This is a genomic window from Paraburkholderia sp. J41 (assembly GCF_905220235.1).
In the GTDB taxonomy this organism is placed as follows: Bacteria; Pseudomonadota; Gammaproteobacteria; order Burkholderiales; family Burkholderiaceae; genus Paraburkholderia.
The window spans coordinates 49,143-72,957 of sequence record NZ_CAJMZE010000002.1; the positions used below are offsets into that span (position 1 = coordinate 49,143).

Genomic DNA, 23,815 nt, shown 5'->3' on the forward strand with positions numbered 1-23,815 from the left:
CTTCGTTGGTCTTAAATAACCATCCAGATGGTTACTTGCTGCCAATATTGGCACAGGGTCCCCGGTAATTCAAGAAGTGTTGCGCAGAGCTCGGGTTTACCTGCATGGGCTCGACACAGCGCCAGAACAGGTAAAGCCATGACGAATGGAGACAGCATGAAACTCTCAGAAACGCACGAGCAGATCCGCGAAACCACGCGACGTTTTGCGCAGGAGGTGATCCGCCCAGCGGCCGAGGCACTCGATCGCGAAGAGCGCTTCCCGGCCGAAATCTACCAGCAGATGGGCGAACTGGGCCTGTTCGGCATCACGGTGCCCGAGGCGTTCGGCGGCGCCGGGCTCGACGTGACCGCTTACGCACTCGTGATGGAAGAGCTCTCGCGCGGTTATGCGTCGGTTGCCGACCAGTGCGGCCTGCTCGAGCTGGTCGGCACGCTCCTCTCCGTGCATGGCAGCGATGCGCAGCGCGCAAAGTACATGGAGCCGTTGCTGCGTGCGCGGCTTCGGCCCGCGTACTGCATCACCGAATCCGACGCGGGCACCGACGTATCGGGCATCCGCACCACCGCCACGCGCACGGCCGATGGTTGGGAACTCAGCGGCGCCAAGCTGTGGATTCACAACGCGCCAGTCGCGGATCTGGCCTTCGTGCTGGCGCGCACCGATCCAGCTGCCGGCAAGCGCGGCATGAGCATCTTTATTGTCGACTGCCATCTGCAGGGCGTCTCGAAGGGGCCGAAGGAACACAAGATGGGCCAACGCGCGTCGCAGGTCGGCGAACTGCATTTCGAGCAGGTGAAGCTGCCGCACGATGCCTTGCTCGGGCCGGAAGGCCGCGGCTTTCACATCATGATGAGCGTGCTCGACAAGGGCCGCGTGGGCATTGCCGCGCTCGCGGTCGGCATCGCTCAGGCGGGACTGGAAGCCGCGCTCGAATACGCACAGACCCGCAAGCAGTTCGGCAGCCACATTGCCGATTTTCAGGGGATCCAGTGGATGCTCGCCGACATGGCGAAGGATATTCAGGCCGCGCGCCTGCTGGTGCACGACGCAGCAGAGCGGCTCGAAACCGGCGACCGGGCGAGCATCGCCTGCTCGATGGCCAAGTGCTTTGCCGGCGACACGGCGGTCAGGCACAGCGCCAACGCCGTGCAGATTTTTGGCGGCAGCGGCTACATCCGCGGCTATGAAGTCGAGCGGCTCTATCGCGACGCAAAGATCACGCAGATCTACGAAGGCACGAACCAGATCCAGCGCACCATCATCGCCCGCGATCTGATCGCCAATGGAGCCCAGGTATGAGCGCGCGCCCCGTTGCACTGGTCACGGGCAGCCGGCGCGGCATTGGCCGGGCGATTGCGGTCGAGCTTGGCCGCGCCGGATTCGACGTGGCGCTCACCGATGTGGTGGCGTCCAAGGAACTCGACCAGGCCGTCGCCCAGGTCGAGGAAACCGGCGCCCGCGCGATCGCGGTGGTGTCCGATCTCGCCGACATCGACTCGCATCAGGCCATGCTGCTCGATATCGAGGCGCGGCTCGCGGGCCCGATCGACTGCCTCGTGAACAACGCTGGCGTATCGGTGATGTCGCGCGGCGACCTGCTCGACGTCACGCCCGAGAGCTTCGATCGCTGCATCGCCGTGAATACGCGCGGTACCTTCTTTCTGACCCAGACGTTCGCCAAGCACCAGTTGGCCCGCACTCAAGCCAGCGTGGCGCCCCATCCGAGCGTCATTACGATTACCTCGTCGAATGCGGTCGCCGCTTCACCGCTGCGCGGTGAGTACTGCGTATCAAAGGCGGGACTGTCGATGGCAAACACGCTGTTCTCGCTACGCCTCGCCGGGCACGGCATCAGCGTGTATGAGGTGCAGCCGGGTTTCATCGAAACCGAGATGACGGCGCCGTCGCGCGCGCGTTATGACGCGCAGATGGAGCAAGGCCTCACCGCCATCAAGCGCTGGGGCACCCCTCAGGAAGTGGCAACCACCGTGCGCACGCTCGCGACGGGCGGGCTGCCCTACAGCGTCGGCCAGGCCGTCCGCGTCGACGGCGGTCTGCTCGTGACCAAATACTGATCCGCATATGAACCTCACAATCAAACTCCCGACCGCGGCCGGCACGCTCGAAACGTATCGCGTGCAAGGCACGCCCCTCGACGCGCGTGCGCCCGCGCGACCGTTCAACCGCATCGCCTACTCGGCTGCCCACGTGGTAGCCGATCCGCTGCGCGCAGGCGAGCTGAACGCGGTGCCCGCCATCGACTGGGAACGCACGCTCGAATACCGCCGCTATCTGTTACAGCAAGGCCTCGGCATTGCCGAAGCCATGGACACCGCGCAGCGCGGCATGGGCCTGCCCTGGAGCAGTGCGCTCGAACTGATTACGCGCACGGTAGAAGGAACGCGCGATATTCCCGGCGCGCTGATCGCATCCGGCGTCGGCACCGATCACGTGGCGCCTGCTTCGGTCACGAACTGCGATCAGATGATCCGCGCCTACGCTGAACAACTCGAAGCCGTTCAACGCGTGGGCGGACGCGTCATCCTGATGGCGAGCCGCGCGCTCGCCCGGGTGGCGCGCTCCCCGGACGATTACCGGCGTGTCTACCGTGAGGTGCTGGCCATGTGCGATCAGCCGGTGATCCTGCACTGGCTCGGCGAGATGTTCGATCCCGAACTCGAGGGCTACTGGGGCGCAACGGACTACCAGAGCGCGGCACAGGTCTGCCTCGAGGTGATCGGCGCCAGTGCCGACCGCATCGACGGAATCAAGATTTCGCTGCTCGACGACGCGAAGGAAATCGCCTTCCGGCGCAGGCTGCCGCCCGGCGTAAAAATGTACACCGGCGACGACTTCAACTACCCCGCCCTGATCGCGGGCGACGAGGTGGGCTATTCGCATGCGCTGCTCGGCATCTTCGATGCAATCGCACCCGCCGCGTCGCAGGCGCTGGCCGCGCTCGCCGGCGACGACCCGGAGACCTTCAACGCCCTGCTTGCGCCGACGGTACCGTTGTCGCGCCACATCTTCCGCGCGCCGACGCAGTACTACAAGACCGGCGTGGTGTTCCTCGCCTATCTGAACGGTTTCCAGGATCATTTCTTCATGCCCGGCGGCCACCACGGCATGCGGCCGCCCGTGTATCTCGCGGACGTCTTCCGGCTGGCCGATCAGGCGCGTCTGCTGCGCGACCCCGCCGACGCCATCGAGCGCGTGCGCAAGGTCATGGCACCGCTGGGCTGCGGAGGCTGACCATGTCGCGCTCATCGGAGCCGGTGCGGCACATGGTGTTTTGCCGATTCCGCGAGGAAGTGACGCCGCAGCAGCGGCTCGCCTTCTTCGAGCAGATTCGACGGCTCGCGGAAATTCCCGGCATCGTGTTCACGAACTTTCAGTGCGGGCCCAACGTATCGCCCGAAGGTTACGGCATGCAGTTTGGGGACGGTTTCATGATGGACTTCGCGAGCCGCGATGCATGCTTTATGTATCTCGCACATCAGACCCATCAGGCGATCGTCGCACGGCTCATCGAAGCCCTGGACGGCGGCATGCACGGACTGCTCGTTATCGATATCAATCTGGACAATCATGAGAAATCTTCAGGGACGACTCGATCTGTGCTCCATCAACACTGCAACGCTCGGGCACCGCGAGCCGCTCAGCCGCACGATTGACCGTATTGCGAAGGCCGGGTTCGGCGGCATTGCTCCGTGGCGTCACGAAGTAGAAAGCACGGACATCGCGCAGATCGCCAGGCAGATCAAGGCGCTTGGCCTGACGGTCTCCGGCTATTGCCGGTCCACGTATCTGCCGGCCGCGACGCAGCAACAATTCGTGGTGAACGTCGAGGCGAACAAGGCCGCGTTGCGCGACGCTGCAACGCTCGGGGCGCGCTGCTTCGTGATGGTGGTGGGTGGTCTGCCCGAAGGAAGCCGCGATTTGCCCGCCGCACGCGCGCAGGTGGCCGATGGTGTGGCGGAACTGCTGGAGACGGCGCGCGATTGCGGCGTCCCGCTCGCGCTCGAACCGTTGCACCCGATGTACGCGGCCGACCGCGCCGTACTCAACACGCTGGCGCAAGCGCTGGAGTTCTGCGAGGCGGTCGACCCCGAATGCAGCGGCTTTCTCGGGGTCGCGATCGACGCCTACCACTGCTGGTGGGATCCTGAGCTGTATGCGTCGATCGAGGCCGCGGGCCGTGCTGGCCGGATGCTCGCGTATCACGTGTGCGACTGGCTGCGTGAGACGCGCGACCTGCTCCTCGACCGCGGCATGATGGGCGATGGGGTTGTCGATCTCCCCGCGATGCGTGAAAACGTCGAGCGCGCCGGTTACGAAGGGCTGGTTGAAGTCGAAATATTTTCGAAAGAGAACTGGTGGCGCCGCGACCCGGACGAGGTGCTCCGCACCTGCGCACAACGGCTTCAGACAGTGTGTTGAAGAACATATCGGGGAAACGACGATGGGGGACATGATTCGATGGGGTGTACTCGGCGCGGCACGAATCGCCGACAATTTCGTGGTGCCAGCCATTCAGCGATCGGGCAACGGCCGGGTCGCCTGTGTCGCGGCCCGCGATCACGAGCGCGCCGCGACGTTCGCGGCGAAGCACGACATACCCGCAGCCTGTGCGACTTACAACGAAGTCATCGAAAGCGATACGGTCGATGCCGTGTATATCCCGTTGCCGACGGCCAGTCACTTCGAGTGGTGCAGGAAGGCGCTGCTCGCCGGCAAGCACGTGCTGTGCGAGAAGCCTATCGCCATGAGCGCCAACCAGGTTCGGGAACTGATCGGGCTTCGCGACGCGACCGGCCTCCTGTGCGGCGAGGCGTTTATCGTCGAGTAGCGCGAGGGAATCGCACCCTCACGCTCTCACAGATCCGGACGTGAATCTCTCGATTCATCCGGCTCTTATCGTCCAACCGTAGCCTCCCCGCTCCAGTGGGCAAACAACCCAGGCTGCCGGGATCGAATCCCCGTCAACCAAGCCCAAGCTCGCGCCGGGCGTCTGAAGAGAGACTTGTATTTCCGCCGTGCCCAACGCACGAGTGCCGCATCGACATATCGCAGCACCTGCGCGAGGACCGAACGTGAGAACCGCCCGTAGTACTGAATCCAGCCCCGCAGAATCGGACGCGTGTAGTCCGCCAGGTCATCCAGCGTCAGATCGGAACGACGCCACAGCCACTCGCGACGCAACTCCTGGCGCATCGCCTTGGCTGCTTTGTTGCTCACCGCCGGAGTAAAGCCGACAGACAGTTTGCCCATCCGATTCATCACGCTCCGCGGCCGGAACGTATAGCCCAGAAAGTCGAACTGGCAGGTTGGATACGCGACGTCCTTTCCCTCGTCAAACCCCATCACGGCATCTTTCATCCCAGTTCGCTCATCTTCCCCTGCTCGCCTTTAGCAAGAGCACGAAGCATGTCACGAAGGCTCGGGTCCAACCGTACGGAAACAGCATCTTCAGCAACCAGCAACAGCGCAGCGACGGCTGAAAGGTCGTCACGGTCACCGGCCAAGGTAGCCTGGATTGCGGGTACGGTTGTCCTTGGGTTAACAAGGGCGAATCGATTTTCAAGAGCCCTTTGCCAGGCCTCACGTGCCCAAGGAACAAACCGTCGCAGGAGATGGCTTAAAAATGCAGAACGCCGGGTGGCCTGAACAAAGCGCAGGGTAACGACAAAGAGCTGCTCCGTCGTGAGAGTCTCCTGCGCGAAGGTGGTGTGAATTGCGGTGCAAATGAACGCCCTCAGATTCTCGGCCGTGCTATCGCCGTTTAACATGAAAGTAAGGAGTTGCCTACCTACCTCTGCCCCGAGACGGTCCTCGAGGGCCGCAGCTAACGCTGCCACTCTATCGTGCTGCCTGTTCATTGCAGCAAACATCCCAAACGCGATGATTGCATCTTCGATGCGCTGCTGAACCAGTGAAGCGCCAAGTTGCGACGCACTGGCAGACGGTATAAAACCATAGCGAGGTTCAGTGACGTCGCTTTTGCGAAACTCCTCAAGATGCTCTGCCAGATAGACCAACGAGTCCGTCCAGGGGCCGAACTGTATTGCGAAACCGTCGACATCGAGTCGTGACGACGTGCTCGCGACGAATTCCTCCCGTGCAATAACCTCCATGCCCGGCATGGTCTTCCCATTCAGTCGTTGAGCAAGATTTGTATCCGCCGCCGCCGCGCTCAGATGCTGTGCTTCGGTCACCGCCTGCATGTACCACGCTACATCGATGCTCGCGCAAGGTTGATCCCTGATGGATTCAGGCGGTTCGGGGTTACTGCACATTCCGGGGACCATCACAGGTGGCTCGCCGTCGACCTCGAGCGTGCGCCCGGTGACCTGCCCAAACATCCACAGCAAACCGTGGCGTACGACTCTCTGGCAATATGCGGCCTTTGTCGACCCGTCTCCATCCAGCGACGCTAGCGATTGAAGTACCTCGCCATAGATCGTTACTGCGCGCGAAGGTTCTCCCGCCCGATAGATAGCTAGCGCCTCGTCTGCGCGAAGGCCGATCGCCATTGGCCGCATGGCTTTACTGCGCGCCGAAAACGCAGCTTGGCGAGCCCGACCGAGCCACTCGCTCGCCACAAGCCACTCTCCGGTTTCGGCTGCACTGATACCCATCTCGCGGCACATATAGGCACGTTCGACCGGGTCACCCAAAGCGAACCCCGCCGCTCCTTCGGCAAATGACTCGAGAGCGCTTAAATGCCGTTTATGCCGGAAATGAATCTTGGCCCTCGCGCGTGATATGACCGCGTCGCTCCCGAGTGCGGTCTCGGCGTGGGCCAGCACTTCGATTGCCGCGTTTTCCTGCGATCCGTAGTCATCAAGCATGATTGCCTGAGCTACATAACAACGCAGAGCCAGTTCACGGTAGCCCCAACGAAGCGCTTGAGACGCCATTTCCGAGTAGGCCTCAGCCGCGCGGGCCCAATCCAGCGTATCGTTCTTTGCTTCGGCCAGCCACGAAGCGTTAACCAGCAACGCGTAGTCGCTCGGCATTTTCGACGCTTCCTCGAGGTATCGCGCTCGGTCCGACGAGTCCAGTGCGTCGAGTGCCGCAAACAGGTGAACCTGATCTTTGACTGTCTTCACATTCGTCGCATGCGTGACAAAAAGACTGCCGAGCAGCGACGCTTTGTGCCCGTTCAATAGTGGTGCCGACGCTTCTGCCGCTGCGACGACCGCTCGCCACTCCGGCGATGTCTGGTTCAGGTGGTCAAAACGCTTGAGCACTCTGAACCAATCGGGCAACATTCGAGCAAGCGAATCAGTCGCTCGAGCGCCTGCGCGACGGTATGATTCTCCGCTTCATTAAGGTCGTCGAGTATCAGCCCGGCTGGAAGTAAATCTGATAGTTGGCCAAGCGCGTTTTGCAAGCGGCGTGCGCATTCGCTCGCGGAGGTGTCACGAAGGTCGAGCACATACCACGTTTTGCCCGTTGAACGAGCGATGTGCCTCGCCACCATAGTCTTTCCGACCCCGGTGCCTCCGGTAAGAAAAAGCAGTTTCTCATCCTGAAGTTTTGTGCGCACCGCATCGACGAGTTGTTGACGCGCGGCCAGCCCGGTTGGCATCGCAAGGTCGGCCTCAGCCTCAAGTAATCCTGGCGCCTGCTGCCCAGAAAAGAAAGTCCCGGACGACGCAGCTGACAGTCGTTGCATCACCGTATTGAAAGCGGCCTTAGGTATGGATACTCTTGCGCGTTGCTCGCAAAGTTCCAGCAGGTCCGCGCTAGTCAGACGGCGCGGCATCGGACCGACTACTGTATCGAGAATCTTCGCGATAACCACCGCAGAAAGTGCCCGAGACTCACTTGGTACGAGCTGGAACCGTTCCGAGCCAAATTCGACAAGCACCGCTTCAAGGTCATCCTTGATTTCTGCCAGTTCCGGGCGCCCACAGTCCCAGTAGATTTTCTTCAATAGTTCTTCGCGCAGTTTGTCGTCGTCGCGCGCATCAATGAATTTTTTGACGCGGTCAGAGAGCTTCGCCCTCGTCAAGGTCCCTCGCAACGGGGCGACGTCAGCACCCGCTGCCGCTCGGCGCCAGTACAGTAATACACTTTCGCCCTCTATTCGATCTTCCACACTCCGCTCGCGTCCTATCTCGGACGTGGACAGAAACCTGAACACGACTTCAAGACTGGGATTGCGTTCGATAAGGTCCACAAATGCATCTATCGCATCAAGCACGTCCTGACTGTTGATCGTGACGGACCCGGACTGCGCAGTGTCCTTGACCTGGACGCCATGGAGGACCTGGTTAGCGAGAGTCGCATAGTCCTCCGCCACTTCAAGGTATAGCTGTTGCCCCTGCCGCAAATCCACCCAGGCCAGCGCGCTCGCATAGAGCTGGTAAACATATCCGCGGAGCGAAGCGATCGCCTGTCGCCTTGGGTCTCCCGCCGGGTCATCGGTCAGGCGCGGTCCGGCGGAATATTCGTAACTCATGTCACCTCAAAATGGACGCTTCACTGAGGGCTAGCCAGGCTGAACTGCCAGATCGATCAAACAGATTTTCCTGAACTCAACTGCTTTCCCAGTGCAGCTTGTTTTCGCGGATCCATAATTTGCATATCGCCGCGCATGGCGCACTTTCCAGGGACGTGGCCGTTATGGTGACGGCCCCGCCATCCTTGGAAAGTGTCGGTGGTCGCCAAAAATTGCCACTAGGAGGTGCAGGCAAGCTTATCCAATCCAGTCCGGGCTGCATCGGTGATATTGGCTCTCCATACATCGCTAAGCTGACGAGCCTTTCCTCCCCGGGGTTAAGGCTGAACGCACCCTCACGAAGCCACCTTTCGGGGCTTTTCGCATTAGTGCCTATGGTCTCGAAAAACACCTTGCAATTCGTTAAATACGTGTTTCCGGTGTTTTTTATGCCGACCAATACCGTCTTCGTAATGTTTACGTCGTTATGTCTCTGTGTTTCGACATAGTGGCCATCCTTGCCAATCAAGATGGAAAGCTTATGCACTTTGTCTGAACGGGCCGGAGCGGAAGCGAACTCACCCATTTTCGCAATTTCGTCCGGATTTGCTTCAGCGGTAGAAGACCCCCGTCGTAGGTATACTGTCCCCGCCTTTACCTTGCCGAAGCTTTTCACTGAATAAAAGGGCCGGTCCTGGGGTGGAATCGTAAAGAGCCCAAGCTTCTGGCCTCTGAACTCTAGTGTGCGATATCCAAATTGTATCGGGCGGTTAACCTTGCCGTTCACGAACTGTTGAAGTCGGGAATCGTCAATGTCATTGTCCAGGCCGACAATCTCCTTTGAACCGTCACGTACACCGATCAAGATATATGCGGTTGTTGTTCTCCATGCATTTGCAAACGCGAGGATGTCCTTCAGCAAGGAAGACTTGCTATCGTCATCTGCTCCTTCGAATGGATACTGTTGGAGCTTGAAGTCAAGCGTATCCCCCTCGCCGCTGTACAGTAACCTTTCTATAAGATAATCGTCTTCCATAGTGTCGTGTCCCGGAGGCCTATTTTCGTTACCCAGTCCATCCTCATGATGTCGGGCCATTTTTCACAGCCCCACCCTGATTGGGGCTGCCACCGTGTACTTGATTGTCAGCTTGAGCCTGCGCGTCGGCGGGCGCGGACGCTCCTGCATGCTGTCGGCTGCGCCTGAACTGCTCCAGCGCTCGCTGCACCGCCTCTTCCGGTACTTGAGGAATGATGTTGACGGGTATGACGACCTCGCAATCGACTGGATCCGCGCCGCCCTTGACGCGCAGTTCTACAGTGCCGTTACCGATTACACTATGGAAATAGCGAGTGAAGTCCTCGACGTCCCGCTCGGTTATTTCGGCTCCCTGTCGAAAGCCGCATTCTTTGAGTAGCGCATGGAGTCGCCCATTCGCCACGTCCATAGCGAATGCAAGCACGATGGTGCCTCGACAGCTTAACGTGACGAACCGCACGACACCATCGCCGCTGTCGATGGGCAGCAGCGTCATCTCTCTAAACTGGTCGACAGGCGGGTGAGGCCAGAGGCTCACGGAAACGGAAGCCCCTTCAAGCTGTCCGAGTTGCGCTACATCCTCAACGCTGCCACCGGCTTTGAGCGCCTCCACCGCTTCAGGCGTCATGAGCGGATACCACGGAGCAAGCCGGTCTCGGTTCGAGTACACATCCATCTCGTCGGGTACCCCAGCGTCAACTTTAATGTAGCGGCTGGCCAATGCCTCCATGATGCACAAGTCAGATGCGATGCGTTGGCGGTCAGCCGGAATATCGGGGTCCACAATGACCTTGCCAACACTCGCATGTGCTACTGCACAACGTCCTGAATCATACAAATGCTTGTTCACATCGATCCCCAGTTCGCGCAGATCTTTGATGCGCTTGACGGCTTGCGCCTCGGTCAGCTGGTCCAGGTTCTTCCCGACCCACTCATCGCGCTGCTTGCCATCCATTTGGCTTTCGATGACCTTGAAGAAGCTCAGAAAGCTGTACGCGTCATGGACACGGCTCAACCGACGTCCCTCGCGCAGAAACGCTAGCGCCTTGCGCACTTGGTCATCATCAATGATGGGCATGTGGTTGCAATCGAAGCCGTGCGCACCCCCCTGCGTAAGTTCGGTGTAGACATCACGGACGCGGCCGTGACGAACGATGGAGCTTCCCCACGTGCGACTCGTGATGTCGACATAACCGCGCTTGTAAAAGCCAAGGATGGATGTGAAGCGGTACAGCCGTGCCATCGCCTCGTCGACATTGCCTTGCTCGGCCGGCGTGCCGATGCCAGGCGCGCTGCGCACCTCGCCCTGGTGCTCGAGCTTCACACCTTGCAGGAAATACTCATGTCCATCGTACTCAATCCAGACATCCTCCTGTGACCAGGCGATTGACGAAACCACCCCCACAGATAGCCACCCTCGACGGTCCTTGACGCGCTCGAAAGCGTTGGAACCAAACAAATGAGGAACGTATGGGGTTTTCACGGCTTAAAAGAATTTTCCATATAGGTCTCCATCTTCACCCCTTATCCCCCGCTCGACGCCATCGGCCCGGCCAAGCACCCAGACGACTTCGACGAGTGCCACCGGGGTAATTAGTCAGAGCGCTACCGCCGATACCGCCGTCATTCCCACCTATGGGCCAGAGCCCAGGTATTTACTGTTGCTTGCCTACGAGAGCAGCCACCTGTGCTTCGACACGCTCTCTTGCGTCGGTAAGATCACGCTGCACGCTGCGGACGACGCGCTTGACATCATCATGTCCCACCGGCGTCATGCCATAGGCCGTGGCGTTAAACAGCATGCTATACCGGTTGAGAATGGCGCTAGCACGTTCAAGTAGCCGCTCGATCAGTTCAACGTCAATGTTAGGAAATTGAGCATTCGCCCCTTGCTTAGTAAGCTTTGCGCCTCGATGAGCGACGACGGTGCTTCGATATTTGTACAGCGCACTGACATCTGGATCAGTCATCGAGCAGGAACCAATGTCAGCCGCGAGCACAGCGATATCCGGTTCCTTCGCGTCTTTTAACAACCATTTAGCGAACGGGTCGCCGGAGCATCGACGCGCAAACGCGCTCTTGGTAAAGAGGTATTGGTGCTCACGGATAGTGATGAGCCAACTCTTAAGATGCAGAGAGCTTTCCTCTTGGTCGAACGCCCGCGCCAAGCTTGCCAATGCGGTTCGAAGATAGGCATTTAGCGTGTAGTACCAGAAGGTCGAGGATTCGTTATAAACCTCGGGGGAAGCCTTGAGAAGTTCATCGATATCCTTCCACAATTTCCAGTAGATGTGAGCGTCTACAATGTCGCGCGAAAGGCCGTCCAGCAGGGAACGGAACTCCGATTCATCTTTGACCTTTATGGCTGCCATGACGCTATCCCATGTTCACGTAGCATAATCATAATCCGCTCTGTCGACTCGGAAAACACGGGCATGAAGCCTCGAACCGCTGGATTCCAAGAATAACGCGGGCAACATGAGAAAGCAGACCGTATGCTGCGCCATGACACCAGCTCGAAGATAAGGCTGAAACCGTCTGTCCCTACGCTCTGATGTCGTCTCTTGCTTCCCCCGTCGGATAAGTCGTCAACCGTTGAACAGATACCGCCCCACCGCGGAAACAGCGTGGGCCGGCCTATTCGGAAACCGGAAACTGACGCTCGGCCGCATCTTTTGACTGCGTCGACTGCGTCATCGTCCGAATAGAAAAGGCGCCGACAACCTTGCTGTTCACCCACAGCGGGACTTTATCTTCATCTGTTATTTATCTGGCAATCCGGGCGTATCAATTCTTCCACCCCCAGAAGGGGACGAACAACCGCCATAGGCTCGGTCGGAGATATTTTGTGAATCCGGCCTTGATCCGCTTTTCGGTTTCGTTGATCTCTCGCGTCATGGTGTCGTCCTGCCCCTGCGCGTTCAGGATCTTCTTCCACATGCCGAGCTGCTCTGTCTGTTCGTCTGTCGGGTACACTTTTCCTGGATCGCTGCGAAAATACAGGCCGGTTTGCGCCTCACCTATCTTCGTATAAAACGCCGACAGCTCGATAAAAGACTGCACGGCGTCCTCTCCAAAATGCATCGTAATCGATTTTGCAACGGCGTCCAGTTCCTGAAAGGTCAGAGCGCTTTCCTGAATGCGGCTCTGACTGGTCAACCACAATTCGGGGTGGGGGCCCTGCGGATTCATCTGGGTCAATGTGCGCACGCCAGCCTCAGCCTGCCGGATGTAGTGAAGCGCGTGCGTGGCCTCACCGGCAATGGTCAAGGCGTGTTCGACGACCTCGTAACGACGTTTGCTGATCAGTTGGTATTGCCACATGCCAAGGCCGATCACCGTCGTCAGCACTGCGCCGAGGTAAGGAAGAAACGCTTGGAACATCACGTGGCCCGCCTGGCAGTCGCACTGCGGTTCACGTTGGGATGAGCGGTCCTCTCGCGCATGATTGCCCCTGACACGTCAGACGATCCCCAATGGCGGATCGAAGCCCGGTCCGACTGCCGCCCCCCGCCAGACGAGGCCCTGCGCATCCAACGCGCTAGCGATCACATCGTCACCGACGTGGGTGTCCAGATGATGGATCGCGTCGACCGTCCACCACGCAGCCTGCATGGGAGGCTCAAAAAAGAGCGTCGCCGTCTCCGACCCGGCCTGCCGCGAATGCCAGATCAGTGCGGCCCCCGCAGGATGTCCCGCCAGTTGCAACTCCCGCATCACGGCATCAGTCACCGCATGGGTCTTGTCATGGTCAGGCTCCTTGAGCATCTGATCCCAATAGCCGTCCAGTGCGCTGCCCGCATCCACCAACTGGCGTCGAAAGGGGGGGCGAAGATCCAGTGCCGGCACAGTATGACTTAAGGTCAATTGGGCCAGCGCCATGCCTTCCAGATGCGTTCGGGACGTCGAGACGACACCCCCGTTGACCTCGGCATAGCGCAGAACCGTTTCCCATAGCGCCGCCGCCGGCGATGCGCCCGTGTAAAACATCCCGTGCGCGCCATCGCGCCACGCGAGACGTGCCTTAGAGTTCGGGTTCGACGAACGGGCGTCATACTGGTGGGGATAGACGTGCCAGTAGCGCCCGGGCAATGCCTCGGTGGGCGCCACCCGGTGCAGCACATTACCAGTTGGCATCCTGATCCCCTGCGAACTCCCGCTTCGCCACCGCGATCACGCGTTGGGGATCGTCTGTGAAAACGTCTGCCGGCGTTTTTCCTTCCAGCAGCGCATGCGGCGAGTACAGCCAGAATGCGCGCTCCCAGCCACCTCGGTCCCCCTTATCCGGGAGGATGCCGAGTAGTTCTCCCACCTCAGGCCGGAGTTGCCCAAGGCGGTCGAACTGGAACGCCGGGTGAACAAATGTCTTGCGCTGGGCAACCCATACGCCAAGGAGACGGCTCAGGCTCCGCAACCGGGCCGCATACTGATTCGGATTGGTGGCGGACTGCGTACCGGCCATCTGGGCTACACGTTTTCCGTCAGGCCAGTCCAGATCGAGCAACCGATCCCGAAAATCGATCGCCGCCTGTTGCGACGCGTCGACCGGCGCTGCAGGCGCCGATACGACCTTCGCTTCGCTCTCGCCGAGATCGTAGCTCACGCCGTCCAGCAGTTTTTCGATGTTCGCTTGAGGGCCGTCCGCTTCCAGAAGCAGGAGCCGCATGCCGCCCCCCTCCTTTTCGAAATCCAGCCACCATGGTGTCAAGGACGAAACCGGCCTCACTTCGGTGAAATCCGGCAGCGCGATGGTAAACAGGAGCCGCTCGTCAGCCTGCCCAAGATATCGGATCAGGCTGTTCCGGATCGCCGATCCAGGGTTCGCGAGGCCGGTCAGGCGCTCGTGTATGGCATGAAGAACGGCAAATGTCGACTTGCCGGGAACACGATCATCCTGCACATAGAGACGCAGGCGTACACCCTCATGGTGATGGCCAGTCGCGAGCTCCCTCGCATTGACCTTCCCCAACGTCACCACCGGCTGGCTGTCAGCCTCGGCAATTTCCACGTAGCTTAACAGGGACACAACAACCTCCTACACAATCCATCTCACGGGCGCTCCACCGGAGTCCGCGGCAGATAGGCACAAGCCCGCGAATGCAAGTTCCAGATTAGCAGCTATTATCCTTGTTATCAAGGTTATTATGGTTATTCTGCCAGACCAACACCAACAGAGTCACGTCCATCCCTCCGCGACGGCGTGCAGGACTCCCCTAGCGGGGAAGGACGAACTCCGGTCAAATGAATTCTGAATCGGGTGACCCAAACTCGAGTGTCCAGCAAAGCTTCTGCATAGCACGGCGCGGCCGAACCGAATCGGGCCGCCTGCGCATCGCCCGGACGACTCGACGCCCGATGGTCTGGTCATCCGGCAGCATCCCAGTCATCCAGATCTGCCCGACTCAGCCAGACGCGATGTTCCGGGCATCCGCCGGAGCAGGCAACGAGGGTAAGGGAATGAATTACCATCCTTGGCGAAGCTATAGCGGCTCAATGCCCGGAGACCCACCATCCATGAACCCCGTCGATGATCTGATCGAGGCGTACCGGGACGAAGTCAACGTCGCAACTTCGAGTTTCTACACCTGGAAGAGTATCAATGACCTCGCGGCAGCAAACGATGAAATCCTTCGCACATTGAATGCGAACGCACTGGTGTGGAACATCATCGCGCACTCCCTTCAGGTTACGTTTTTTGTGGCGTTAGGAAGAATCTTTGACAGGAATCAGAAGTCACTGACAGCGCTCAGCTTCATTGAAAAGTGCCGCGCTGAGATCGGGCAATTCAGCAAATCCGCGCTGGAGGCCCGAAGACTGAAGGACGCACGTGGAGCGAGACCTGAATGGCTCGACGGTTATCTCGCAGCGATGTACGAACCAGCCGAGTCTGATTTCGATGCGTTGGCGCAGGCAACGCAGTCGTATGAAGCCACCTACCGGGCGCGCTACCAGCCCATCCGCCATAAGGTCATCGCCCATAAAGACCTCGCCACGATTGGATCTAAAGACGCGCTGTTCAAAAACACAAATATCGGGGAAGTGGAAAACATGCTCCAGTACCTGAAACAGGTTGAACAGGTCGTCGAGCAGTGGTATCTCAACGGCCGGAACACTAACCTGGCGGATCACTCGCTGGATAAACCATTACGTGTTCACGAGGAACTGGCGCGGATATTTCGCGAACTGTCTGTTGCAAAGGACATTTGAAAGCCGTGTGAGCGCCGCACGCATGAGCCCCTGACAGTACCTCGTGCCCAGATCACGCACTGGCCGCGCCCCATGCTCGACGCGCGTCGATCATGCCAAACCGCAGCCCACCGGAGGAACCGATGACTCATAGTCCTGAACGCCGGATGCTGTACGTCCCTGTGCTCCACATCGAGACCAATCTAGTCAATGCCCGACAAAAACTGGCCGCTGTGAATCAGCTTGAGCGCTGGACATACCCCTGCGATGCCCTCACATCGGATTGTGGAGGTCGAAGAACGGTTGAACTGTTTTCTTGCCGCAGACGTTTGTCGTCGACTGCGCCAAGCGACGATAGCGACATCTATCGCAGCGGCATAGCTGATCTCAAATGAGTTTGCCAATGCGATACGGATTTTTCAGACGTTGACCTACACAGAGCCGCTAATGTAACGACGTGTAACCGCGGGCTCTCACGGAAGTAGTTGGAAAGGCTAGCAACCTCACGGCGGCGTCTCGTCGGATCACGACATATCTCTTTGCCGTCTGTTGTCATAGAAACAGAACTGCGGATAATCGCCGTCAGCTAGAGCGTTCTGGAGAAGCCGGAAATGGACCAGGTGATACGCATGAAAGAAGTCGTAAAGAAAATCGGACTTTGCCGGGCCACGATCTACTCAATGATCAATCGCGGTGAATTTCCACGGCCGATCCGCATCGGTGAACGGGCAACCGGCTGGAGTGAATCCGAACTCGAGGCATGGCTCGCCCGGCGTGCAGCCGCCCGAAAATCCTGATTCGCCAGCAATACAATCCGTCGTGGTCCGCGGGACCAATCGCCCGCGGCTCATCCGGAGTGTCCCTCGCAACATCTTTGTGCGGAGCAACCGCTTTATCATCCAGGCGGCTTCAGCAATGGAGAAACCAATGGCAAGCTATCGGGAACTGCGAGAGCAACTCAGGAAGCTGGGCGAAGAAGTGGAAACTGCCAGGCTCGCGGAACTACAGACAGTCATCGAAGATGTACGCGCGAAAATCGTCGAATACAGCTTGACCGCCGAAGACATCTTCGGGCGTCAGAGGAAACAGGGCGGCGCCAGGAAGACCCCTCTGCCACCCAGATATCGCGACTCAAAGACGGGTGCCACGTGGAGTGGGCGGGGTCGGGAGCCTCGATGGATCAAAGGCAAAAAACGCGACCGTTTTCTGATCGAGCCTTGAGAAAGTCCTTGGTGCAGTGATTGACAGGATCGCCGCGCGTGCGGCCAGAGGTCAGAACGACGTTACCGCATCAGCGACGTAATCGGCATACCGCTCCTGTTCCCACTCAGGCGTCAGGCTGCGCGCTTCGAGTCGCACGGCTTCTTCCCTACCCTTGTCCGTCAACTCGGCAATCTGGATCGGTGTGTAATGTCTCGTGTCGACCGGAGGTTGCTGGGCGACTGTGCGAACAAGTCCAAGCGCCTGCAGCGAAGTAAATACCGGTGGTCGTTTATGCCAGGGGATCTGTCGATACCGTGCCAGATGAAGCGCTTCCAGTACAGCGCCGTTGGCGTATTTCATACGTCGGCCCTTCCATTGCGTTACTCTTTCCGCCCCAGGCAATCGGGCCGCTGCGCAGCGATTCTCCCAGCGTCAATTTCTGCCGGAGAGGCTTGAGGTCGGATCACATCAAGTCGGGGAAAGCGTTCCGGACAATGATGCAGGCGGCGGTCCGCCGCACCCGAATGCTCGGGTCGTGCGGGCAGGCGGTTCGCGCTGCTATCCAGGATCGCTTTCACCCTCACAAGGCTTCGATCAAGCCCAACCCGATTGCCTTCGCAAGCGACCGCGAACAGGCCAGAGGCTGAAGAGGGTGACCTCCGGTCACAACCCCCGTCTCATGCAACATACCTTCCGGACGGGTACACGCCACAACTTTACCACGGGCGTAGCCGTCATTCCTCGTCAAGCTCCAGCGACAGTTGTGCATTTCCTGACGCACCGTTGATGTTCCGTTCCGCATGCACTTCGTCCGCCGTTGCACCCGGCGTATCAGACCGCAGCGCATCGCGATGGAACACGACATCAGCGCTGATTCGAACCAGATCCCGTGTGACACCGGAAAGCGGGTCCTCCACTACCTGCTCCATTGGGTTCGCACCGGCTTTCCCGTTCACCATCACGTATCGCCGAGCATGGTGCCGCGACAGCGCCGCGATCCACATCGGCACCGGTACTGCAACCTGACCTCCGCGTCGTCTGACGCGTCTACCGCAAGCTGGTAATCGAGAAACAACTCCGCGCCCTCCGGAACGGACGTAGTAGCATGGATGAATACGCGATCTCCAATCTCGATCGCTTCGCAGTTCGCCTCACACGCGTGGTTCAACCACCGCGCGCTGTTACCGCCGCGCGCGCCGTCAATCACACGCCCATCGGAGAGACCAAACAGATACGTGTGTCCCGGATCGGTGCACCGACGGGATTGCCGTATTGCCGTCCGCCACCGGATCACCTCACCCTTGTACTCGAAAATACGTTCCCCTGCCGCCAGCGCGCGTAGCGCAAATACTCCCCGCCCATGAACCGGCGAACGCCGAACCGTCACACGCCGCATGATCTATATTTCCTCATTCCTGCTTTTCCTGTTGCCCGATTTTCCTGGTACCTCATGGTGCAAGTATAGGATTACCAGACCGCCATCAGAAAGGTCGATTGGGCAAACTCCGCATCGCAACGAGCGCGCGTCACGTCTGCACCCTACGTGTATTTCTTGAAGTACTTTGCCATGTTCCAGATCGCGAGCACGATCATGAACGATACCGGCCAGAACAGCAGGTAGACAGGCAGTTTCACCGGCGCCACCAGCCAGACGATGGCCGTAAGCGGCACAACACCAAACATCAGCAGGTGCTTTGCGTGATGATATCGGGTGGCCGATTCGTACCCACCGCCCGCTCGCCGCACATACCGTGCAACCAGCCCGTCGACGAGTGCAACGGAAATCGCCAGCACAAACTGCGGGATCGTCATCGCGAGCATGGCGGCGCGAATACCGACGAGCTTCACGCCGTACATCGCCACGATCATTCCATCGCGGGCCGGCCCTGCGAACAGAGGTCGCATGAGACCGCCCAGACCCTGCGCCGGAAGCGTACCCGCCTGCCACGCGCGCGCCGACGCATCGACACCGGTCCAGCCAAAGCAGCACCAGTACGCCAATTCTGCTGCGGTTCTGGCCAGCTCAGGATCACTTGTCTCGCTCATGTAATAGCGGATCAGGGCCGTGATCCCACCGACGGGATCATTCGCCCACAGGAAATGTGCCGCGGCGAGATCCGCGAGTACGGCAATGAAGACGGCAAGCATCAACCACAGAACGATGTGAATCGCGAGATCAATGACCCAGAAGAACGACTTGACGCCGTCGGCGTTGCTGTCACGTCTCACCGGGCTCACGTCTCCGCTCGCATCATCAGAACCCCGCGCCCTTGCCTTTCACCGCCCATGGCCCGACTTCGCCCGGTTCGCCGACGATAACACCTGCCGGCATGAAGCTGCCCACTGCGCCACCGATCGCGTCAGGGGACACGCCGCCCGTATCGTCGAACGGCGAGACAACCTGCACATAGGAAGCGTACTTTGCCCGCATATCGACGACGACGTCGTCGAGCCCCGGCAGCATGATGGGATCGTTCGCGTCCAGCAGCGGCAGCCGGACTTTCACGAGCTGGCCGCCTTCAATGAGCGCAAATGCCTGACCCTTGGGCAACTGCGTCAGGTCCGAAGCCTGCAGCGTTTCCACCTGCCGGACCGAAATCTGGTCGTGTGTCTGGGCAGTGAAATGGACGCCCTCCCCGCGCCGCACGGCGTCGGTCGCAGACGACGAGAGTGTTACCGTCTTCACATCGACCATCGGCAACTGGTCGGTCAGGATCTTCGCCGTTGTCACGTACTTCACGCGCAGCATCACGAGCGTGTTGAAGTTCCCGAAAATCTGTTCTGCCTTGGCCCGCGAGCCGATCTTCGCTTCCACATCCGCGCTCGTTTGCGTATAGGCCGTCACCTGGTAGCCCGCCCCGCCTGCCTTGTTCACCATCGGCACGAACTCGTCGCCCACCAGTTCGTTGAATTCGTCCGCATGGATCGACACGCGGCGCTTTCCGCCGGTGGCGCTCTGGCCGTAACCATGCCCATACTTGTAGATGCGGCCCGCAGTCGACGTCAGGTCCGCAAACATCGCGTTGCCGACCACGCCCGCGACCTCGAAGTCCGACAGGGCGTCGAGCCCGACATACACGATTCCGCCGCGGTCCATCACCCGGTTCCAGTCGAATACCGGGCGCGGATCGTCCGGATCGCCGTAATCGGGAGACAGCAGCTCCGACGTGCGTCCTGTGGTGAGCTTTTCCAGGAGCGGATACAGCGACGAGATCAGCTTGTCGAAATACGAGCGCTCATTGCTGATCACCGACAGCAGGCCGTTCGCGATCGCGTCAGTCCAGCCCTGCTGACGGATCAGGTTCGCCACCTGCAGCACCTCCTGGTTGCGCTGCAGGCGCATCGCCTGTCTGGCTTCCTCCTTCTCCAGCGGTTCCAGCCCGTCCTCCCAGCCTGGGTGATCGCGGTCGAGCCAGAAGCGGAAATACCGCAAGGCCAGTCCGTCGATGTTCACCGCGTTCTGGTAGATCATCTCGTAGGTCGGACGGATGCCCAGCGCGCTCATGGCCCTCGCCATCACGTTGACGAAGCGCCAGACGAAATCGCGGAATGCGGCCGACTGCCCCTCCTTCGGGAGATTGCCGGCGATGCGCGTCGCCACCTCGGTGATTCTCGAATACGTACCGATCGGGCTGTAGCGTGCGGACTTGTCGGGATAGCCGAGATGGAAGAACGTGAACTCGCCCTCCCGACCACAGCGCTTCGCTTCCGCATACATGCGCAGCAGCAGATCAACGTCGCCCTTCGGGTCGAACACGATGACGATGTCGCCGCGGCGGATATCCTGGGCGACCAGTACTTCGCATAGCCGGGTCTTGCCGACGCGCGTCGTGCCGAGCACGGCCATATGTCCGACCCGCTCACCCAGATCGAACCAGATGTCGCGCTCCTCGGGCTCTACGCCGTGCAGTGCGGGATCGCCGCCGACGGGCGGCAGCGGCGCGACCGGGTTCCACCATGCCTGCCGACGTGTGATGTGCGCAAGGCGCGAGTCGGGACGCAGCCGTTCATAGTCCCGCGCATGGTCATACAGATCGTTCCGGGCAAGCAATCGCCGGTTCTCGGGAAGACGGGCCTGATACAGGCGTTGCGTGTGGACCGTGCTCCAACGGAAGCCACGACCGAGAAACACCTCCCGCTCCGAACTGGGGATCGCAGCCGCCGGGATCACGTACTGCGGCAGGCGCCGCAGGTTGCGCTGGAAACGGATCAGTTGCCATGCCTGCCGCGCCCGTGTGCCGGCAAGCGCGAGCAGTGCAACGGTCGTTACTGCTCCCGTTGCGGGCGTGATGAGGAATAGCGCGGGATGGGACCAGAGTACGCCTGTAGCCGCGAGTGCGGCGACGGAGGACAACAGCTCGACCGGCCTGCGGAAGCGGTTTTCGACTGGATAGGCCATCGCCGCTGCGCTCCCCGTCCACCCTTACGGCTGCGCGGGGCCGTCCCCATCCGGAGCCGGCTTCTGTTTCGACTGGATCATCGCGTTCGGCGGCGGGACGGGATTGAAGAAGCGCTCGGGCTCCGGCACCAGCATCACCGACAGTTGCCGCCCACCCGCTCCCTTGATGTTGTAGTGGATGAGGTACGACCGGCCGGCTCCGCCGGAATCGGCCGCCACGGGGTAACCGGACTTCTGGAAATCGCGCTGGACCTGCTTCCACGCTTCCGGCGTTCTCCCGTCATCCGTGGGTATCTGCTCGATCGCCTCGGGATGCGCCTGCGCAAAATCGCGGAAAACGGCGGGCGTGACGAGCAGCATGCCCTCCGGTACGAAGTGCACGCGCGCCATCGATTCGTTGTACGGCAGCGCGCCGGTGGCCACGCCCTCCTGGACCCAGGCCAGGAATCGCTCCGCGTTCGGGCGCGGCTGCCGGCCACCTTCACGCGAGGTGACTGACTTCGCCGGGACCTTCGACTTCTGTTTCGGGCGCACCGGTGACGTGACCTCGTCCGGAACTGGCGCATCTGTTTTGAGCACCTCGCGCTCACGAGATGCCTCAGGCTGCAATGCGGACGCGCTCTCTGCGTCAGGCAGGAAATCGGCGGGATTCTCGCGCGAAGCTGGCGCCTGCAAATCCGCCGCCGGCATCGCCCCGAGTCCGTCAACCGCTGCACCAGGGAGATCGGGCATCACCAGCAGTATCGCTGCGCCATCAACGGGTTCCACCGTTCGTGCTTCCTTCGATGACGACGGCACAGGCGCGATGCGCGAATGGTCCGGATCGACCTCGTCCTGCGCACCGGACTGGACGTCTGCAGCGCCCCCCGTACCCGACGAATCCCCCTCTTTCGATTCCGGTTCTTCGTCCTTGCCCGCCTCAACCACACGGACTGCGCCGGGCGGCAGTGCTCGGGGATACCGCACCGGATCCGCGTATAGCCGGTCGAGCGGAAAACGCAGGACGGTGAACGTCTGCTTCCAGCTACCCACCGCGATCTCGACGGTCCAGATCGCGCCGCCTTCCGGCGTCGGCATGAGCGCGCCGTACTCCTGCCAGGTATCGAAGAGCCGGTTGTTATCGGACGGGATGCCGGCCGCGTCAGGCTGCCGTTGTTCGTTTCGGACCAGACACGCACGCACTGCCTCGGCGAGCGTCTTCGCGACGCACCACAGCGATTCGCCGTCGCAGTAACCGGTGGCGCCAGCACGGTTGAGGGGCATTTCACCATCCGCCAGCAGCCGGCGCAGCCCTTCCATCAGCCGCTCGATGAGCGGGACGTTGCGGGCGGTCACGAACCGTGTGCGCGGCCCCATGAGCAGATTCTGTGCGACCGAGCGCCGGTCCGCCTCGCCGACGATCTTCGCAAGTGCCCCTTCCTTTGCCGCGGCGTCATCCGACAGATACGCGGCCAGCTCGTCGAGTACGGGCGGATACTGTGCAAGCCAGCTTAATGACGCAGAGGGAACCAGGCGCTGGAGCAGCACGATCGACAGGCGCGCGTGCGCACCGTAATCCCGTTGTGCGGGTTCAGGGAAATCCACCTGGTACCACTGACCACCCTGCTCGTTCATGCTGCCCGCCAGCGGAACCCACCGGCGCATGTCGTTACCGCTGACAAGCTCCACCTTCAGGTCGGCCAGGGGCTTGCCGATGTCGTGCAGCAATGCGGCGACCAGCACCGCATAGCTGCAACGTGCGCCGTGCCGCATCTGGTCCTCGGGGCTCGCACCGAGCGGCAGACGGTATCCCTCGCGAAAATGCAGCGCATACCGTGCCACCTCAAGCAGATGGATCAGCAGCCCGCCCGGCTGCGCATGATGATGCGATTCGGACGCAGGCAGAAGCTGCACGAACTCGGCGAGCCGCTGGACCAGCGGCTCGATGTCACGCTGCTCGTTCTCCGTTGACAGACCCACGCTGCTGCCGATACGGCGGGCTGCACCCTGCATGCCCGTCCGGTCCAGCAGATCGAAGTATCCGAGCACGGGCAGGTGTTGCGCAGACGGCGCGCGTCGCAACGCGACGGGCTCAGGCGGTGCGGCCTGCAATGGTCTTGATAAAGCCGGGCGAGATAGGCCCAGCCAGGTCAGCGCAGTACTGAATGCCATCCGGGTTTGCCGCGGCTGTGGTGAAAATTCATGTCAGGAGGACTGCTACGTAACGTCCATGCTCCACAGTACGTAGCGATGTCAGTAGCCGCTCCGAAATGACTGCGTGGAAACGGCTCACCCCACGCAGTCATTTCTCCGGACGTCACACCAACGCCGTCGGTCAGCGCGGCAATCCCTTTTCAGCCTTGCACCGCGCGAGCCGCAGCGTTTTTTGCCCTTGCGGCAGCGCCCTTTTTTGCCCTTCATCCTTTGCGCCTTTGAGCGGGTGAAGCGTCTCATCCCGAGCTTCACCCGCGGCCTTTGGATAAGGCCCTTCCCTTTGAACCGTCCTTTATTCCCCTTGCCTTCCCGGCCTTCTGCAATCGCCTTTGTCCCTCGCCGGACG

At 60.5% G+C, this 23,815-nt stretch carries 24 protein-coding genes; 9 read left to right on the top strand and 15 right to left on the bottom strand.

The features are described from left to right. Positions 1–27 precede the first annotated feature (27 nt). Genes U5805_RS02095 through U5805_RS02120 form a run of 6 tightly spaced genes read left to right on the top strand, consistent with a single transcriptional unit; the run spans position 28 to position 4,852 of the window. On the top strand, positions 28–1,302 hold the full coding sequence (locus tag U5805_RS02095; RefSeq protein ID WP_322101779.1) for an acyl-CoA dehydrogenase family protein: 1,275 nt from the start codon (positions 28–30) through the stop codon (positions 1,300–1,302). Then, the gene (locus tag U5805_RS02100; protein WP_322101780.1) at positions 1,299–2,078 is read left to right on the top strand and encodes a 3-ketoacyl-ACP reductase; all 780 of its coding nucleotides are present in this window, start codon (positions 1,299–1,301) and stop codon (positions 2,076–2,078) included. The genes U5805_RS02095 and U5805_RS02100 overlap by 4 nt, the downstream gene beginning before the upstream one ends. Positions 2,079–2,085: 7 nt before the next feature. Then, on the top strand, positions 2,086–3,255 hold the full coding sequence (locus U5805_RS02105; RefSeq protein WP_322101781.1) for a dihydrodipicolinate synthase family protein: 1,170 nt from the start codon (positions 2,086–2,088) through the stop codon (positions 3,253–3,255). Between the two features lie 32 nt (positions 3,256–3,287). Next, on the top strand, positions 3,288–3,677 hold the full coding sequence (locus tag U5805_RS31745; RefSeq protein WP_415914528.1) for a Dabb family protein: 390 nt from the start codon (positions 3,288–3,290) through the stop codon (positions 3,675–3,677). Continuing rightward, positions 3,592–4,443 (top strand): sugar phosphate isomerase/epimerase family protein, encoded by an 852-nt coding sequence (locus U5805_RS02115; RefSeq protein WP_322101783.1) that lies wholly within the window; start codon positions 3,592–3,594, stop codon positions 4,441–4,443. The genes U5805_RS31745 and U5805_RS02115 overlap by 86 nt, the downstream gene beginning before the upstream one ends. Positions 4,444–4,465: 22 nt before the next feature. Continuing rightward, positions 4,466–4,852 (top strand): Gfo/Idh/MocA family oxidoreductase, encoded by a 387-nt coding sequence (locus tag U5805_RS02120; RefSeq protein ID WP_322101784.1) that lies wholly within the window; start codon positions 4,466–4,468, stop codon positions 4,850–4,852. 65 nt (positions 4,853–4,917) lie between these two features. On the opposite strand, the gene U5805_RS02125 is transcribed toward U5805_RS02120, so the two are convergent. The 9 genes from U5805_RS02125 to U5805_RS02165 form a co-directional block, all read right to left on the bottom strand. Beyond that, positions 4,918–5,382 carry a group II intron maturase-specific domain-containing protein gene (locus tag U5805_RS02125; RefSeq protein ID WP_322101785.1) on the bottom strand — a complete coding sequence of 155 codons (465 nt, stop codon included), beginning with the start codon at positions 5,380–5,382 and terminating at the stop codon, positions 4,918–4,920. Next, positions 5,379–7,256, bottom strand: coding sequence for a hypothetical protein (locus U5805_RS02130; RefSeq protein ID WP_322101786.1), 1,878 nt, complete (start codon positions 7,254–7,256; stop codon positions 5,379–5,381). Before U5805_RS02130 ends, U5805_RS02125 begins: the two co-directional genes overlap by 4 nt. Continuing rightward, complete coding sequence (locus U5805_RS02135; RefSeq protein ID WP_322101787.1) at positions 7,232–8,473, bottom strand: AAA family ATPase; 1,242 nt, start codon at positions 8,471–8,473, stop codon at positions 7,232–7,234. Before U5805_RS02135 ends, U5805_RS02130 begins: the two co-directional genes overlap by 25 nt. A 76-nt stretch (positions 8,474–8,549) precedes the next feature. Next, positions 8,550–9,488 carry an ATP-binding protein gene (locus tag U5805_RS02140; protein ID WP_322101788.1) on the bottom strand — a complete coding sequence of 313 codons (939 nt, stop codon included), beginning with the start codon at positions 9,486–9,488 and terminating at the stop codon, positions 8,550–8,552. A gap of 43 nt (positions 9,489–9,531) precedes the next feature. Beyond that, positions 9,532–10,971 (bottom strand): methylamine utilization protein MauJ, encoded by a 1,440-nt coding sequence (gene mauJ, locus U5805_RS02145; RefSeq protein WP_322101789.1) that lies wholly within the window; start codon positions 10,969–10,971, stop codon positions 9,532–9,534. 172 nt (positions 10,972–11,143) lie between these two features. Then, the gene (locus tag U5805_RS02150) at positions 11,144–11,860 is read right to left on the bottom strand and encodes a hypothetical protein (RefSeq protein WP_322101790.1); all 717 of its coding nucleotides are present in this window, start codon (positions 11,858–11,860) and stop codon (positions 11,144–11,146) included. Between the two features lie 415 nt (positions 11,861–12,275). Then, entirely contained in the window at positions 12,276–12,875 is a 600-nt protein-coding gene (locus U5805_RS02155; protein ID WP_322101791.1) for a hypothetical protein, read from the bottom strand. A gap of 75 nt (positions 12,876–12,950) precedes the next feature. Next, complete coding sequence (locus tag U5805_RS02160) at positions 12,951–13,625, bottom strand: RES family NAD+ phosphorylase (protein WP_322101792.1); 675 nt, start codon at positions 13,623–13,625, stop codon at positions 12,951–12,953. Beyond that, positions 13,612–14,514: a hypothetical protein gene (locus U5805_RS02165; RefSeq protein WP_322101793.1), complete on the bottom strand. Its 903-nt coding sequence runs from the start codon at positions 14,512–14,514 to the stop codon at positions 13,612–13,614. Before U5805_RS02165 ends, U5805_RS02160 begins: the two co-directional genes overlap by 14 nt. Before the next feature lie 488 nt (positions 14,515–15,002). Here U5805_RS02165 and U5805_RS02170 point away from each other — a divergent pair, with 488 nt between their 5' ends. From U5805_RS02170 to U5805_RS02180, 3 genes are all read left to right on the top strand, one after another. Then, positions 15,003–15,695: a hypothetical protein gene (locus U5805_RS02170; RefSeq protein ID WP_322101794.1), complete on the top strand. Its 693-nt coding sequence runs from the start codon at positions 15,003–15,005 to the stop codon at positions 15,693–15,695. Between the two features lie 608 nt (positions 15,696–16,303). Then, a complete protein-coding gene (locus U5805_RS02175; protein WP_322101795.1) occupies positions 16,304–16,471 on the top strand; it encodes a helix-turn-helix transcriptional regulator in 168 nt (55 codons plus the stop codon). 130 nt (positions 16,472–16,601) lie between these two features. Next, the gene (locus U5805_RS02180) at positions 16,602–16,895 is read left to right on the top strand and encodes an H-NS histone family protein (RefSeq protein ID WP_322101796.1); all 294 of its coding nucleotides are present in this window, start codon (positions 16,602–16,604) and stop codon (positions 16,893–16,895) included. Between the two features lie 51 nt (positions 16,896–16,946). Here U5805_RS02180 and U5805_RS02185 read toward each other — a convergent pair whose 3' ends face one another. The 6 genes from U5805_RS02185 to mobH all read right to left on the bottom strand — a co-directional run bounded on the left by U5805_RS02185 (position 16,947) and on the right by mobH (position 23,427). Next, entirely contained in the window at positions 16,947–17,237 is a 291-nt protein-coding gene (locus U5805_RS02185; protein ID WP_322101797.1) for a hypothetical protein, read from the bottom strand. 374 nt (positions 17,238–17,611) lie between these two features. Further along, complete coding sequence (locus U5805_RS02190) at positions 17,612–17,806, bottom strand: hypothetical protein (protein WP_322101798.1); 195 nt, start codon at positions 17,804–17,806, stop codon at positions 17,612–17,614. A 29-nt stretch (positions 17,807–17,835) separates the two neighbouring features. Continuing rightward, complete coding sequence (locus tag U5805_RS02195; protein ID WP_322101799.1) at positions 17,836–18,273, bottom strand: SET domain-containing protein; 438 nt, start codon at positions 18,271–18,273, stop codon at positions 17,836–17,838. A gap of 143 nt (positions 18,274–18,416) precedes the next feature. Continuing rightward, positions 18,417–19,115, bottom strand: coding sequence for a DUF4400 domain-containing protein (locus tag U5805_RS02200; RefSeq protein WP_322101800.1), 699 nt, complete (start codon positions 19,113–19,115; stop codon positions 18,417–18,419). Between the two features lie 16 nt (positions 19,116–19,131). Further along, positions 19,132–21,276, bottom strand: a complete 2,145-nt coding sequence (gene traD / locus U5805_RS02205; RefSeq protein WP_322101801.1) for a type IV conjugative transfer system coupling protein TraD — start codon at positions 21,274–21,276, stop codon at positions 19,132–19,134. Between the two features lie 24 nt (positions 21,277–21,300). Further along, positions 21,301–23,427, bottom strand: coding sequence for a MobH family relaxase (mobH, locus tag U5805_RS02210; protein WP_322101802.1), 2,127 nt, complete (start codon positions 23,425–23,427; stop codon positions 21,301–21,303). Positions 23,428–23,815: the final 388 nt, after the last annotated feature.

Excerpts from the sequence above, each read along its gene's own strand:
- U5805_RS02095 (WP_322101779.1), top strand. The coding sequence starts at position 28 with ATGGTTACTTGCTGCCAATATTGGCACAGGGTCCCCGGTAATTCAAGA.
- U5805_RS02100 (WP_322101780.1), top strand. The coding sequence starts at position 1,299 with ATGAGCGCGCGCCCCGTTGCACTGGTCACGGGCAGCCGGCGCGGCATT.
- U5805_RS02105 (WP_322101781.1), top strand. The coding sequence starts at position 2,086 with ATGAACCTCACAATCAAACTCCCGACCGCGGCCGGCACGCTCGAAACG.
- U5805_RS31745 (WP_415914528.1), top strand. The coding sequence starts at position 3,288 with ATGGTGTTTTGCCGATTCCGCGAGGAAGTGACGCCGCAGCAGCGGCTC.
- U5805_RS02115 (WP_322101783.1), top strand. The coding sequence starts at position 3,592 with ATGAGAAATCTTCAGGGACGACTCGATCTGTGCTCCATCAACACTGCA.
- U5805_RS02120 (WP_322101784.1), top strand. The coding sequence starts at position 4,466 with ATGGGGGACATGATTCGATGGGGTGTACTCGGCGCGGCACGAATCGCC.
- U5805_RS02125 (WP_322101785.1), bottom strand. The coding sequence starts at position 5,382 with ATGAAAGATGCCGTGATGGGGTTTGACGAGGGAAAGGACGTCGCGTAT.
- U5805_RS02135 (WP_322101787.1), bottom strand. The coding sequence starts at position 8,473 with ATGAGTTACGAATATTCCGCCGGACCGCGCCTGACCGATGACCCGGCG.
- U5805_RS02140 (WP_322101788.1), bottom strand. The coding sequence starts at position 9,488 with ATGGAAGACGATTATCTTATAGAAAGGTTACTGTACAGCGGCGAGGGG.
- U5805_RS02150 (WP_322101790.1), bottom strand. The coding sequence starts at position 11,860 with ATGGCAGCCATAAAGGTCAAAGATGAATCGGAGTTCCGTTCCCTGCTG.
- U5805_RS02160 (WP_322101792.1), bottom strand. The coding sequence starts at position 13,625 with ATGCCAACTGGTAATGTGCTGCACCGGGTGGCGCCCACCGAGGCATTG.
- U5805_RS02170 (WP_322101794.1), top strand. The coding sequence starts at position 15,003 with ATGAACCCCGTCGATGATCTGATCGAGGCGTACCGGGACGAAGTCAAC.
- U5805_RS02175 (WP_322101795.1), top strand. The coding sequence starts at position 16,304 with ATGAAAGAAGTCGTAAAGAAAATCGGACTTTGCCGGGCCACGATCTAC.
- U5805_RS02180 (WP_322101796.1), top strand. The coding sequence starts at position 16,602 with ATGGCAAGCTATCGGGAACTGCGAGAGCAACTCAGGAAGCTGGGCGAA.
- U5805_RS02185 (WP_322101797.1), bottom strand. The coding sequence starts at position 17,237 with ATGAAATACGCCAACGGCGCTGTACTGGAAGCGCTTCATCTGGCACGG.
- U5805_RS02190 (WP_322101798.1), bottom strand. The coding sequence starts at position 17,806 with ATGGAGCAGGTAGTGGAGGACCCGCTTTCCGGTGTCACACGGGATCTG.
- U5805_RS02195 (WP_322101799.1), bottom strand. The coding sequence starts at position 18,273 with ATGCGGCGTGTGACGGTTCGGCGTTCGCCGGTTCATGGGCGGGGAGTA.
- traD (WP_322101801.1), bottom strand. The coding sequence starts at position 21,276 with ATGGCCTATCCAGTCGAAAACCGCTTCCGCAGGCCGGTCGAGCTGTTG.
- mobH (WP_322101802.1), bottom strand. The coding sequence starts at position 23,427 with ATGGCATTCAGTACTGCGCTGACCTGGCTGGGCCTATCTCGCCCGGCT.